The sequence below is a fragment of the Sphingomonas faeni genome, assembly GCF_040407495.1.
GTDB lineage: Bacteria > Pseudomonadota > Alphaproteobacteria > Sphingomonadales > Sphingomonadaceae > Sphingomonas > Sphingomonas faeni_D.
In genome coordinates this window covers 379,330-391,432 of the sequence record NZ_JAPZPP010000004.1, presented here as the reverse complement: position 1 = coordinate 391,432, position 12,103 = coordinate 379,330, and the positions used below count along the sequence as shown (strand labels likewise).

Annotated in this window: 15 protein-coding genes, 1 tRNA gene and 1 pseudogene; 11 read left to right on the top strand and 6 right to left on the bottom strand. The window is 63.9% G+C overall.

The features are described 5' to 3' along the window. Positions 1-301: 301 nt before the first annotated feature. From O6W96_RS14915 to O6W96_RS14885, 7 genes and pseudogenes are all read left to right on the top strand, one after another. Positions 302-511, top strand: coding sequence for a hypothetical protein (locus O6W96_RS14915; protein WP_353470294.1), 210 nt, complete (start codon positions 302-304; stop codon positions 509-511). Continuing rightward, positions 499-786 (top strand): mechanosensitive ion channel family protein, encoded by a 288-nt coding sequence (locus tag O6W96_RS14910; RefSeq protein WP_353470293.1) that lies wholly within the window; start codon positions 499-501, stop codon positions 784-786. Before O6W96_RS14915 ends, O6W96_RS14910 begins: the two co-directional genes overlap by 13 nt. Further along, complete coding sequence (locus O6W96_RS14905; RefSeq protein WP_353470306.1) at positions 681-1,112, top strand: mechanosensitive ion channel; 432 nt, start codon at positions 681-683, stop codon at positions 1,110-1,112. Before O6W96_RS14910 ends, O6W96_RS14905 begins: the two co-directional genes overlap by 106 nt. Then, positions 1,067-1,624 (top strand): mechanosensitive ion channel, encoded by a 558-nt coding sequence (locus O6W96_RS14900; RefSeq protein WP_353470292.1) that lies wholly within the window; start codon positions 1,067-1,069, stop codon positions 1,622-1,624. Before O6W96_RS14905 ends, O6W96_RS14900 begins: the two co-directional genes overlap by 46 nt. 40 nt (positions 1,625-1,664) lie before the next feature. Further along, on the top strand, positions 1,665-1,949 hold the full coding sequence (locus O6W96_RS14895) for a CsbD family protein (protein ID WP_353470291.1): 285 nt from the start codon (positions 1,665-1,667) through the stop codon (positions 1,947-1,949). Between the two features lie 106 nt (positions 1,950-2,055). Further along, positions 2,056-2,364, top strand: a pseudogene (locus tag O6W96_RS14890) (aquaporin); the annotation flags it as partial. Between the two features lie 107 nt (positions 2,365-2,471). Then, positions 2,472-2,744, top strand: a complete 273-nt coding sequence (locus O6W96_RS14885) for a hypothetical protein (protein ID WP_353470290.1) — start codon at positions 2,472-2,474, stop codon at positions 2,742-2,744. An 86-nt stretch (positions 2,745-2,830) separates the two neighbouring features. Here the strand turns inward: O6W96_RS14885 and O6W96_RS14880 are convergent, their stop codons facing one another. Together O6W96_RS14880 and O6W96_RS14875 are read right to left on the bottom strand one after the other, a co-directional pair. Further along, positions 2,831-3,643, bottom strand: coding sequence for an acid phosphatase (locus O6W96_RS14880; protein WP_353470289.1), 813 nt, complete (start codon positions 3,641-3,643; stop codon positions 2,831-2,833). Then, a complete protein-coding gene (locus O6W96_RS14875) occupies positions 3,640-4,065 on the bottom strand; it encodes a MerC domain-containing protein (protein WP_353470305.1) in 426 nt (141 codons plus the stop codon). The genes O6W96_RS14880 and O6W96_RS14875 overlap by 4 nt, the downstream gene beginning before the upstream one ends. Positions 4,066-4,161: 96 nt before the next feature. Between O6W96_RS14875 and O6W96_RS14870 the strand changes: the two genes are divergently transcribed. Beyond that, positions 4,162-5,433: a GTP-binding protein gene (locus tag O6W96_RS14870; protein ID WP_435372227.1), complete on the top strand. Its 1,272-nt coding sequence runs from the start codon at positions 4,162-4,164 to the stop codon at positions 5,431-5,433. Then, positions 5,430-6,044: a DUF1826 domain-containing protein gene (locus O6W96_RS14865; RefSeq protein ID WP_353470288.1), complete on the top strand. Its 615-nt coding sequence runs from the start codon at positions 5,430-5,432 to the stop codon at positions 6,042-6,044. Before O6W96_RS14870 ends, O6W96_RS14865 begins: the two co-directional genes overlap by 4 nt. Here the strand turns inward: O6W96_RS14865 and O6W96_RS14860 are convergent. The 4 genes from O6W96_RS14860 to O6W96_RS14845 form a co-directional block, all read right to left on the bottom strand. Continuing rightward, on the bottom strand, positions 6,036-8,009 hold the full coding sequence (locus O6W96_RS14860) for a M1 family metallopeptidase (protein ID WP_353470287.1): 1,974 nt from the start codon (positions 8,007-8,009) through the stop codon (positions 6,036-6,038). The two genes, O6W96_RS14865 and O6W96_RS14860, sit on opposite strands and share 9 nt — an antisense overlap. Positions 8,010-8,343: 334 nt before the next feature. Further along, complete coding sequence (locus O6W96_RS14855) at positions 8,344-8,733, bottom strand: hypothetical protein (RefSeq protein ID WP_353470286.1); 390 nt, start codon at positions 8,731-8,733, stop codon at positions 8,344-8,346. Beyond that, positions 8,730-9,479 carry a hypothetical protein gene (locus tag O6W96_RS14850; RefSeq protein ID WP_353470285.1) on the bottom strand — a complete coding sequence of 250 codons (750 nt, stop codon included), beginning with the start codon at positions 9,477-9,479 and terminating at the stop codon, positions 8,730-8,732. Before O6W96_RS14850 ends, O6W96_RS14855 begins: the two co-directional genes overlap by 4 nt. A gap of 488 nt (positions 9,480-9,967) precedes the next feature. Then, a tRNA-Leu gene (locus tag O6W96_RS14845) sits at positions 9,968-10,054 on the bottom strand. 113 nt (positions 10,055-10,167) lie between these two features. Between O6W96_RS14845 and O6W96_RS14840 the strand changes: the two genes are divergently transcribed. After that, on the top strand, positions 10,168-11,121 hold the full coding sequence (locus O6W96_RS14840; protein ID WP_353470284.1) for a complex I NDUFA9 subunit family protein: 954 nt from the start codon (positions 10,168-10,170) through the stop codon (positions 11,119-11,121). Between the two features lie 68 nt (positions 11,122-11,189). Beyond that, complete coding sequence (locus O6W96_RS14835; RefSeq protein ID WP_353470283.1) at positions 11,190-11,999, top strand: undecaprenyl-diphosphate phosphatase; 810 nt, start codon at positions 11,190-11,192, stop codon at positions 11,997-11,999. Positions 12,000-12,103 lie beyond the last annotated feature (104 nt).

The following is a 12,103-nucleotide window of genomic DNA, read 5'->3' as shown; positions in this document are numbered from 1 at the left end:
GACCGCGCTTTCCCTAGCGACCTGTAAAAGCGCGCAAAGCACAAACTTCGACGATCACGCGTAACGCACCAAACTACACTTCGCCCATTTGCGTCCTACGAATGCTCGACTGATGTCGGCGTAGGACTGGATCGGCTGGGTTTCCGCTCGTCGCCCGACACTGCAAGTCCACCAGCGGCTCGCCTGGTATAAAAGCGCCCCACAGCTACGCATTCTCTACCTGAGATACATTCCGTACGACGCCGGGCCGCCTGACCGTGGGCGATTTCATCCGCGTGTCGGGGAGGTCAAGGATCCCAAGGTGCCTTTCGAAGTCGGCAAGGCTGCTGCTGCGTGTGGCATCCTGACCGATCCGGCGTCGCCGATCGCTCGAGCGGTGACGTGGGGCGTCGCCAAGCTTGTTAAAAAGACGCCGCTCGCGATCCACGCCAACGAGCCGAATGCCAACCCCCGCAACCCGACCACGGGCGGCGCGCAGCTCGGTGATGCCGCCTATTGGTGGTCCTCCTGATCGCGCTGTTCCTTGCGACGCAGCCACTGGGTCTGGCCGGCGCAACCGGCCCGCTTGGCGACATGCTGCAGGTCTTCGGCACGGCCATCCCGCGGATCATCGGTGCCGCGCTGATCTTCTTCCTGGGCTATGTGCTCGCCAAGGTTGCCAAGAAGGCGGTCGAGGCGTCATCACGGACAGCCATCTCGAGCGCTTCTCGACACAGGTCGGCGCGACTACGCCGGCCGATCCGACGATGCTGCCGCGTACGATCGATGGCATCGTTTTCGCGTTGATCATCATTCCGGTCTCGATCGCGGCGCTCGACACGCTCGACATCGCGGCGATCTCGCAGCTGGCCACCGCCATGCTGCGCATCATCCTCGACGCCATCCCGCACGTCATCGCCGCCGGCATGGTCCTGGCCGTCGCCTATGTCATCGCCAAGTTCGCGTCGCGTCTGTTGACGCAGTTCCTGGCAACGGCCGGCTTCGACCGGACGACCAGACGATCGGCATCTTCGGTAACACGGAAAACCGCGAGCTCGGCACGTCCACACCGTCGACACCGTCGTTCGTGCCCTCGAAGGCAGTCGGCACCGGCACCTTTTTCGCAATCCTGATCTTTTACCTGATGGAGGCGTTCCGCCAGCTCAACTTCGCTTATGGCTCGCAGATCATGGCCGAGGTTCTGACGCTATCTGGGCAGGTCGTGTTCGGCGCGATCATCATCTTCGCATCCATCGTCGCCCGCTTCGTGGCCCATGCCATCGAGCGTAACAATGACCAAGGCACGCGCGTCGCCGCGCCTCTGGTGCGGATCGCGATCATCATACTCGGCACGGCTATCGGCCTGCGCTTCATGGGTTTGGCCGACGACATCATCAATCTCGCGTTCGGGCTGCTACTCGGTGCGATCGCCGTGGCCTTTGCCCTCGCGTTCGGCCTGGGTGGTCGCGACGCAGCCGGGACTGCGGTCAGACGGATGCTCGACGGTGCCAAGTCGAGCGACGGTCCCGCCGTCACGGGGGCACGGGGTGAAGAAACGATGGCAGGATCATTGAACCGTCCGCAATCCGGATCGTTCGAGGATCGTAACGACGTCCGCGACGTTGTCGACACGCCTCGTTTCTAACTCCCCCTTTTCAACCTGTTATCAACCAAGGAGAAAATTCATGAACACCGACACCCTCGCAGGCGCCGCAACCGATTTCGGTGGCAAGGCCAAGGAAGCTCTCGGCACCGCGACCGGCGACACGTCGCTCAAGAGGGAAGGCGTGGCCGATCAGCTGGGCGGTACCGTTCAGAAGACCGTCGGTCAGGCCAAGGACGTCGTCGAAGAGAATATTCGCCCGCTCGTCGACTATGTGCGTCAGTTCTCGAAGGAGCGCCCCTTCACCGCAGCGGCGGTCGCCGGCGTCCTCGGGATCGCGCTGATCAACACGCTGCGCGGCAAGTAAGCCGTACGGGCCGAGTCCCAGGGGCGGCGGGTGGCAAAAGCCACCGCCGCCCCATTTACGACGATCAGAGGCGCTCGAAGAGGCGTCCTGCACGAGGCGTTAGAGGATGACCGAAGCGTCACAGTTTCGCACCGTGGCAAGCGCAGCGCAGCGTCCGCGTCCGATCGCTACGGCGCGCCGTCTTGCGGCCGAAACGATCGGTACCTTCTGGCTGGTCCTCGGCGGTTGCGGCGCCGCCGTACTGGCAGCCGGCACCAGCGTACCCGGATCGATCGGTTTGGTCGGCGTCTCGCTTGCCTTCGGCCTCACCGTCTTCACGATGGCCTTTGCCGTTGGCTTCATCTCCGGCGGGCATTTCAATCCTGCGGTCAATCTCGGCTTGATGGTTGCCGGACAATTTCCTGCCCGCGATCTGCCGGGTTTCGCGCATACCCACGAGGATCGGTCGCCTGGTCCGATCGGCAATACGCCGGTCGAGATGCTGGTCGGCGACGATCGGTCGTCGACGGGGGGAGACCGCGCATGATCGACCACAGCGATTATGACGCGGATTTCGACGAGGCCCGTTACGAGCCGCGTTACGCGCAAAAATCCGACGAGGAATGGGACGGTGTCTGGAATATCGAGGCGCGCAATCGCGACACGCTCCGCAAGATCGAACTGGGGTTGGTCGTGATTGCCGCCACCGCGGCGCTTGTCGTCGTTCGCGGTGGCTGGCTGCGGCTGGCGCACCAGCCAACCCGCGTCGTTCCGTCAGCAGCGGGCATTCATGTCAGGCCGCCGCCACCTCGCTGAACTCAGATGGGACTGCCCGGATTGGATTTGATTGGATTTAAGGCGGCCCAGTGACAGGGCGTGTGGGAGCCGGACCGCGATACGGTTCACTCGATCCGTTGGGCGATCATAGCCGACTCCCGTGAACATAGTGCAGGCGCCGGTCTTGGTGTCGTTGGATCGCGACGGAGCGCCGCCATTTCTACGTGAGCGGCAGCGAGATCGGCGTTGAACAGGGGAACGTCTCGCATCGCGGTCAGCGTAGCCGATGCGGACAGGCGTCCGGTCTCGACCGCGCTCGCATTATGGACGCCGCAGACTATGCGGCTTTCGCCGAATGCGCGGCCGCGGGCGAGGATTGCGCTTGCGCGGTCGGGGGCGAGTTCGGCGAGCAATGTCGCCCAAGTCCACCCTGCCGTGGTGTGCCCCGACGGATAATCGTAGCTATCCGCGACTTCCGCAGCGGGCTGGCAGATCGCTCCCTGGTCGATCAGGAAGGGGCGCTGGCGCTTGTAGAACGTCTTGGCGATCCCCGTGCCGCGTGCGGTGTCGAACGACGCGCGCGCGATCAACTTGGCGATGCGCGGTGCGATCTGCGGGGTCAGCATAATGCCCGTCGCGCAGCTGAAATCGCGCATCATGTCCGCGGGCGCGAGCTTGACGTCGTTGGTCGCCATTGCCCAGCGTGGCGTTCCGACCAACGTACGCGTCGCCTTGAAGATCGCCCTGTCGGAGATGCCGCGCGGGTCGTCGGGCCTCGGTGCGGGCGGCAGGACGGCGAGCAGATCGAAGGCGCCGGGGGCGAGATACCCGGATTGCGTCTTGGCCGTCTCAACGCGCGCTACAGCCGCGCTGCCGAGCAACAGCGCGCCCAGCATCGCTGCACGGACGAAACCGGGCGTGGTCGGCGGTCGCCTCACGTTGCTGCTGCGGGGTGCGTGACGCGGTTGCGCCAGTTGGCGACGTGCGCGAACGCAAGCATCAGGCTGCCGCTGACGGACAGCGCGGTCTCGAGCGCCGCGTGCCCGCCGAAGACGATCCCGAGCGTCATCAGCGCGAGCCCGCCGGCCCCGATTAACAAAGGCGGAGCGGCACGGTGCGAGCGCCAGCCTCCGATCAACGCCAGCGCACTCGTCGGGATGGCGAAGGCGAGGACGGCGACATGGAATTTTTCGCCCGGATCGAACCATGTCGCCAGTGCCGGCAGCGCCGCGAGCAGCAACGGGAGCGCCAGGCAGTGCACCATGCAGATCACCGACGCGCATACTGCCAAGCCATCGAGCATGTCGCCACCAGGGGCAGAGCGCAGGATCTGGCCTGCCGGTTCGTCTGAATATTGCATCACGAAATCTCCTTCTGCCCTGTCGCTTGACCTTGATCGCGATCGATGACAGCAATGCGCGATGATACATCATATCATGATTCGCAAGGTGGAAACGTGGATACGCTGAATTCAATCGCTTCTCCCAATGATGGTGTCGGCGCCAGGACGACGGATCGCCGGTTGCCGGTAACCGTGCTGTCCGGCTTTCTTGGGGCCGGCAAGACGACCTTGCTCAACCATATCCTCGCCAATCGCGAAGGGCGGCGCGTGGCGGTGATCGTCAACGACATGTCCGAAGTAAACATCGACGCCGATCTCGTCCGCGGGGGCGATGCCGCTTTTGCGCGGAGCGAAGAGACGCTGGTCGAGATGTCGAACGGCTGCATCTGCTGCACGCTGCGCGACGACCTGCTCGCCGAAGTCCGCGCGCTGGCGGAGGCGGGGCGGTTCGACCAGTTGGTGATCGAAAGCACGGGCATCTCCGAGCCTCTACCGGTCGCGACCACCTTCTCGTTCCGTGACGAGGACGGCGTGTCGCTGGGCGATGTCGCACGGCTCGATACGATGGTCACGGTGGTCGACGCGCTCAACCTGTTGAAGGACTATTCGAGCCGAGATCTCCTTGCCGATCGCGGGCAGTCGCTTGGCGAAGAGGATACGCGGAGTCTGGTCGGTCTGCTGGTCGAACAGATCGAGTTCGCTGATGTCGTGGTAATCAACAAGACGAGCGCGGTATCGGCCGAGCAATTGTCGGTGGTCAAGAAGCTGGTCGCCTCGCTCAATGCCGACGCGCGGATCGTCACGTGCGACCAAGGCCGCGTGCCGCTCGCCGCAATTCTCGATACCGGGCTGTTCGACGAGGAGAAGGCGGCGCGCAACCCGCTCTGGGCCAAGGAGCTTTACGGTTACGCGCATCACCAGCCCGAGACCGAGGAATACGGTATCGAAAGCTTCGTCTACCGCGCACGCGCGCCGTTCCACCCGGTCCGGTTGCACGATTTCCTGGTCGATGGCGGACTCGATCACGTCGTCCGCGCGAAAGGCCATTTCTGGCTTGCGACACGGCCCGACTGGGTCGGCGAGCTGTCGGTCGCCGGGAGTGAAACGGTGACATCGCGAATGGGCCGCTGGTGGGCGACGGTGCCGAAGACGCAATGGCCTGTCGACGACCGGTTCGAACGGTTCGTGGCAGGGCACTGGGACCAGATCTGGGGCGATCGACGGCAGGAGCTCGTGTTCATCGGGATCGGCATGGACGAGGCGGTGATCCGTACGCAGCTCGACGCCTGCCTCATGCCGGTCTGCGTCTACACGCCCGAGTTTTGGAAGGACTTGCGCGATCCATTTCCGGCGTGGGGCGTGCAGGTGCTGGAGGCGGCGGAATGAGTGCGGTCCGGGCGCTGCGCGAGGATGCGTTGCGGGACGGGGCGGTCGCGATCGGCGACGATCTGGCGGTGCTCCAGCGTATCCTCGACCCCGATGTGCATCTTGCGATCTGGCAGCGTCGGGAAGCGCCCGACCTGGAGGGTCTCGACTGGGACGCGATTGCCGATATCGACCAGGACGTGCCGGTCGGGGCGCTGGCATCGACGATCCCCGAGGCGCTGAAGTCGGCCGGCTATCCTGCTGCCGACGCGTTATCCGACGCGATCGTCCCACTCGCGTCGAATTTTGCGGCTCTGATGGCGTGCGACGCGCTTCGCATCCGGCTCGACGTGATCGAGACCGACGCCTGTCGCAGGTTCCACGCCGATCAGGTGACGGTGCGGTTGCTCATGCCACTGGTCGGTCCCGGCACGCAGTGGACGCACGCGAACGCCGCGCCGCAGATTCCCGAAGGCGAGTTGCAGGTCGGCAATGTCGGGCTTTTCAAGGGGCGGGTCTGGGCGGAGGAGCCGGTTATACTCCACCGTTCGCCGCCGATCGCCGGCACGGACATTACGCGGTTGCTGCTCGTGATCGATCCGGGCTCCGGACTCCCGAGCCGGTCACGCTAAGGGGGCCCGCGCTCCCGCCTGCGCGACATTGTTGCTCCGGTCGCGGTCCGGCAGGGCGTGATCGGGGTCGAGCTCCGCCCGTGTCACGATCCCCCGCGGCACCGGGATCGCGGTCGTCGCCTGTCGGATCCACGTCTCGGCCGGCAACCGCAGATCGGTCTTGTCCCCATCGGCATAGGTCACCCGCAACGTCACCGGCATTACGAGCCGATCGCGCGATTCCACGGTCACCAGCGGCGTGCCGTCCTTCGCGGCCGAGATCCCCGCCACCGCGAGGTCCATCTGCCAGGTGTTCGCGTACCAGCCTCGCCACCACCACGACAGATCCTCGCCCGCGTCACTCTCCATCGCGCGGAAGAAGTCGGCGGGTTTGGGGTGCTTGAACGCCCAGGCGGCGGTGAACTTGCGGAAAGCGGGATCGAACCGCTCGGGTCCGAGGATCTGCTCGCGCAATAGGACGAGGCCGAGCGCAGATTTGAAATACGTCACCGGGTGGCGCCACTTTTCGATCACCGTATCCGAGCGCGACAGGATCGGCGGCGCGTCGGGATCCGCCAGCACCGGCAGGATCTCGTCGACCGGATTGCCACCGCCCGGCGCGTACTCGCTGTCGCGCTTGGGGGCGTATTCGCCGCGATTGAACGCGTCCGACTGATAGGTGTCGATGAAGGTGTTGAAGCCCTCGTCCATCCACGCATGACGGCGCTCGTCGAAGCCGACGATCATCGGGAACCAGCTATGCCCGATCTCGTGCGCGGTGATCCAGAACAGCTCCTTGCCCTTGTCGTCGATGCCGTCGAACACGATCCCCGGATATTCCATCCCCGACGCCGGCCCCGCGACGTTGACCGCGGCCGGCCAGGGATACGCGAACCACTTCGCCGAGAACCGCTCGACCGAATCCTTCAGATATTCGGTCGAGCGGCCCCAGCGATCCTTCCCCTGCGATTCCGCCGGGTAGAAGGACATCGCCAGCGACGACTTGCCGCCCGGCAGGTTGATCCGCGCCGCATCCCAGGCGAACGCTCGCGAGGCGCTGAATGCGACGTCGCGGGTATTCTCCATCCGGTAGTGCCAGGTCAGCGTGCCGCCTTGCTTCGGCCGTGTCGCCGGGTCGCTGATTTCGCCGGGCGCGCGGATGATCACCGTCGCGTCGCTCGTCCGCGCCTTGGCCAGCCGCGCGATCTGCGTCGGCGTCAGCACCTCGGCGGGGTTCTGCAATTCGCCCGATCCCGCCACCAGCATGTCCGACGGCAGCGTCAGCCAGTAATTGAAGTCGCCATATTCCAGGTAGAATTCCTGCGCGAGATACGGCGCCGTGTCCCATCCGCGCAGGTCGTCATATACCGCCATTCGCGGATACCATTGTGCGATCGAAAAGATGTCGCCGCCATTCTTCGATGTCAGCCACCCGGTCCGCCCGCCGAACGCCTCGGACGGCACGGTGTACCGATAGCGGATCCGGATCACCGCCTTCGCCCCCGCCGCCAGCGGCGTCGCGAGCCGCAGTTGCGCGCGTGTGTCGGAAATCAACGGCGTCACCGTCGCCGTCCGCCCGCCGATCTCGACCGATACGGTCTCCAGCGTCATGCCGTCGGTATTGCCCCGCGGTGGACCGCCCCGTGAGTCCGCGCCGCGTGATCCGGGACGATACAGGTTCTGATCGAACTGGAGCCAGAGCACGTCCAACACGTCGGGGCTGGCGTTGGTGTAGCGGATATCGACGCTGTCGGTGATCATCCTGGCGGCCGGATCGAGGGTCGCACGTATCTGGTAGTCGGCGCGGTTCTGCCAGTAATCGGGGCCTGGCAAGCCGTTCGCCGCACGTACCCGTCCTGCCGGTTGGCCCATGTCGAATGGCGCAAACGTCGCGCCAGGCTGATAGCGGGATGGACTGGTCTGCCCGGCGGCCGAGGTGAGGGCGGCGATCATCGCCGATGCCGCTGCTACATATCTAACGATCATCGATCCCCTGGTTCGCTGGCTGGCAACCGACGGCAGTCAGGCACGACCGATCGGACATGAGATTCTGTATCGCTTGGTTGTCCGGCGCAAGGCAACCCTCGACGCGCTCCGACAGCGTCGGGCCGGGCCCACCGCGTTTCGCTCAACGCTACACAATGTCTGAACCATGCCAGCCCCGCCTGTCATCACGGCGGGACCATCTCGGCAACATTATCCTGCACATGAAGCACAAGGGCGGCGGATTTTGAGGTCCGCCCCGCTCGGGTCTGCTTCTGTGTAGTGTGGTGCCTCACAAAGGCCGAAGATGGGCACTTAGATTATTGGATTATCACCGTCAGTCGCCAGTAATTTCACCGTTCTCGTCCGGCAACTTTGCCTTCGTCCGGCGATTACGGACATCCCTAAGCACGTCTTCCATCTCGAATAGCAGGGCTCGTCCCAAGTCGGTATTGCCATTCGTATCCTCCTGGTCGGCGGCGAACAGTGCCTTCGCGCGTTTCGCTAGATCCAAAAGCGTCGCGTAGCTTTGCTCACTAAGCTTGTTACGAACGACGCCCAACCCTTCAACAAGCATATGAAAAATAGTGTGTATGTTTCGTTTTGGAAAATCGCCGAGCGGGTCCACGAAGGTTGGCGCATCCAAGACCATTGATCCCAGCAGGTCGTGGATCTCACTCAGCGATCCCGGGACGTAGGGCCGAGGATCGAAAAACGGGCTGCTCATCGTTGCGTCTCCGGGCGTGAAATGGCGTAGGTGTGATCGGCTCCGATTTGTCTTGGGCGGATAATGATCACGCGGCTCGGACGAAAGTCGGCTTCGAAAAAACCGCGGACCTGTGAAGTGCTTAATGTCTTCCGGGTCAGCGTCACATCGAATGCCACGTCCTTCACCCTTGCGTCTGGAAGTCGGTAGGTAAGATCGCTGCCCGAGCTATTGTTCTCCCTGCGATTAACCCGGACCGGCCCTGCACCAGCCGAGTCTACGCCGAGCACATTGTAACGGTCGCGAAGGTTTAAGCGAACCTGCCGGTCGATATAGTTGCCTAATGCCTCCTGATCAGACAACCTCGGCGTGAGGCGCCCCGCCTTGAGTAGTGCCACTCCCCGATCATAGGCGAGGTCGGCGCGCTGCTGCACGAAGCGGAGTGTCTCGATCTGAAGCGGCTCATAGTCCCCCTTCAGTCGCGCAACCGCTACCGCGCGTTGGAAGCGCAAGTCGTTCACCTTCGCGCTCAAGCCATCCACCGTTTGGATTGGATTGCCGAGCGCATCGATCGGTACGATCTCATCGTAATGCCATCCGGGATCGATGGCTTTGATCTCCTCTATGATTTGTCTAGCATGGTTCTGTAGCACCTCCGCGGTCATCGCATTCGCGGGACCGGTCAGATCGAACAGGTTGTCAGCAACGGCAACTATCGCCCCGCCGGGCGAGGACCGCAGACCCGGGAACGAATGCTCCAGCGTCATCGGGTCCTCGAAAGCCCGGATATTACCACCACGTCCAGGGGGTGGCCGTTGCGGTCCCGGGACTAGCCGCGGGTCTATTGCAGTCCACGTGGTCGATACTTTCCGCAGTGTCGACGACGCGGCTTGCGGCGCAACCTCGCCAATGCTTCCCGACTTTGCGGATGAGCCGACTGATCGAGACTGAGAACCTGCGTAGCTAGAACCCAATTCGGCTTGTGCACGTGGTCCGCCTGGCGCGAAGGTGAAACGACCGTCGCGCGGGTCATGATATGGATTGAACTTGAACTCGAGTCCGTTGTCTCGATGCGTGGGCGGCAGCCGACCTGTGCGCAGCCATACCGTGAAAGCATATCGCTTTTCGTCAGATACGTTGATCATGTCGCCCGCTCCCGATAGCGACGAGAACATCTGAGCAACACTATCCTACAAGTCAAGCGCAACGCGAGCGGATCTTAAGATCCGCCCCGCTCTTCCACGCTTCTGTAGTATGGTGCCCGGAAGAGGACTCGAACCTCCACGACCTTGCGATCGCCAGCACCTGAAGCTGGTGCGTCTACCAATTCCGCCATCCGGGCACGGGGTAGGAGGGCGCCTCTAGGGGAGGGTCGCAATGCTTGTCAACACGCCTCTTGCTGGGGCAAGGGGTTATTCGCGAATAGGCAGGCAAAACAAAGTGGACGGACGCGTGATGAACGACAAACTGGTGACGCTGATCGGGGGCGGCGGTTTCGTCGGCCGCTATGTCGCACAGGCGCTGCTGGCGACGGGCGCACGCGTCCGCATCGCGCAACGCGATCCGCGACAGGCGTTCTTCCTGAAGCCGCTCGGCGGGCTCGGCCAGACGCAGTTCGTCGGTGCGGACGTCACCAAGCCCGAGACGATCGCGCATGCGGTGCACGGCTCTGACGTGGTCGTGAACCTGGTCGGCGTGCTGGCGGGCGATTTCCAGCGCGTACAGGCGCTGGGCGCGCAGACCGTCGCGCAGGCCGCGGCGAAGGCGGGCGTCGGTGCGCTGGTGCACGTCTCCGCGATCGGTGCGGACCCCGAGTCCGCGTCGGCGTACGGCAAGTCGAAGGGGCAGGGCGAGGCGGCGGTGCTTGAGGCGTTCCCCAACGCGACGATCCTGCGGCCGTCGATCGTGTTCGGTCAGGAAGACCAGTTCGTGAACCGCTTCGCCGGGATGATCGCCAAGGCGCCGGTGGTGCCGGTGCTGCGCGCGGGCGCGAAGTTCCAGCCGGTGTTCGTCGGCAACGTGGCGGACGCGGTGGTCGCGGCGGCGTTTGATCCCGAGGCGTTCGGTGGCAAGACCCTCGAGCTCGGCGGACCCGACATCATCACGATGGGCAATCTGATCCGCTGGATCGCCAAGACGATCGGCCGCAATCCTTCGATCCTCGAGCTACCGGACTTTGCCGGCGCGCTGATCGCCAAGGGCGGCTTCCTGCCGGGTGCACCGATCACCAAGGATCAGTGGACGATGCTGCAGAGCGACAATATCGTCACCGGCACCGATGGCCTTGCCGCGTTCGGGATCGAGGCGACGCCGCTGTCGACGGTCGCGCCGGGCTGGCTGGTGCGCTTTCGCAAGGCCGGACGGTTCGGTCGGCGCGCCGAAACGCGTGCGGAAGTTCACGCAGACTAATGCTGCACGTGCTAAGCGTGCCCTGAAACCCGCGCCTCTTCTGAACCCCGCGACGCCGGAGCGCCCGCTTGACCGAACTTCTCACCGTTATCCTTCTCGGCATTGTCGAGGGGATTACCGAATTCCTGCCGGTCTCCTCGACCGGCCACCTGATCCTCGCGACGCGGCTGCTCGGCTATGATGCTGGGCGCTGGGAAGTGTTCAACGTCGTCATCCAGCTCGGCGCGATCCTCGCGATCGTCGTGCTGTACTGGCGGACGTTCTGGGCGGTCGGCATGGGGCTGATCAAGCGCGAGCCGAAATCCTGGCTGTTCCTGCGCAACCTGGTGGTCGCATTCATCCCGGCGGCCGTGATCGGGCTGGCGCTGCACAAATATATCGAGGCGTTGCTTGGCAATGCCGAGGTCGTCGCGATCGCGCTGATCGTCGGTGGCTTCGCGATCCTCGCGGTCGAGCGGTTCGCACCGCGCAGCGACATCAGCGGCGTCGCGGACATCCCTCTGAAGACGGTGATCGGCATCGGCTTCTTGCAGTGCCTGGCGATGATCCCGGGCGTCAGCCGCTCCGGTGCGACGATTCTCGGTGCACTGGCGCTTGGCGTCGAGCGGCGTACTGCGGCGGAGTTCAGCTTCTTCCTCGCGATCCCGACAATGCTGGGGGCGAGTGCGCTCGAGCTGCTGAAGAATCGCGATGCGATCGCGAGCGGTGGCGGCGTCGGGCTGGGCGCGATCGCGATCGGCGCCGCAGTGTCGTTTATCGTCGCGTTGCTGGTGGTAAAATGGTTCGTCGGGATCGTCACCAAGCACGGCTTCGTCCCGTTCGCCTTGTACCGAGTGGTGGCCGGTTCGGCAGCGTTGATCTGGCTGCTTAGCAAGTAGGACCGTATCGGCATCAATAAGACTTTGCGAGAAACGTCTCTCCAAAAAGTATAGCAGATATCCGATTTTCTAGGGCAGCATAACTTACCTTTATGCTGTTTTGA

Coding starts and splice junctions, on each gene's coding strand:
- O6W96_RS14895 (WP_353470291.1), top strand. CDS start 1,665: ATGAACACCGACACCCTCGCAGGCGCCGCAACCGATTTCGGTGGCAAG.
- O6W96_RS14885 (WP_353470290.1), top strand. CDS start 2,472: ATGATCGACCACAGCGATTATGACGCGGATTTCGACGAGGCCCGTTAC.
- O6W96_RS14875 (WP_353470305.1), bottom strand. CDS start 4,065: ATGCAATATTCAGACGAACCGGCAGGCCAGATCCTGCGCTCTGCCCCT.
- O6W96_RS14865 (WP_353470288.1), top strand. CDS start 5,430: ATGAGTGCGGTCCGGGCGCTGCGCGAGGATGCGTTGCGGGACGGGGCG.
- O6W96_RS14860 (WP_353470287.1), bottom strand. CDS start 8,009: ATGATCGTTAGATATGTAGCAGCGGCATCGGCGATGATCGCCGCCCTC.
- O6W96_RS14855 (WP_353470286.1), bottom strand. CDS start 8,733: ATGAGCAGCCCGTTTTTCGATCCTCGGCCCTACGTCCCGGGATCGCTG.
- O6W96_RS14850 (WP_353470285.1), bottom strand. CDS start 9,479: ATGACGCTGGAGCATTCGTTCCCGGGTCTGCGGTCCTCGCCCGGCGGG.
- O6W96_RS14840 (WP_353470284.1), top strand. CDS start 10,168: ATGAACGACAAACTGGTGACGCTGATCGGGGGCGGCGGTTTCGTCGGC.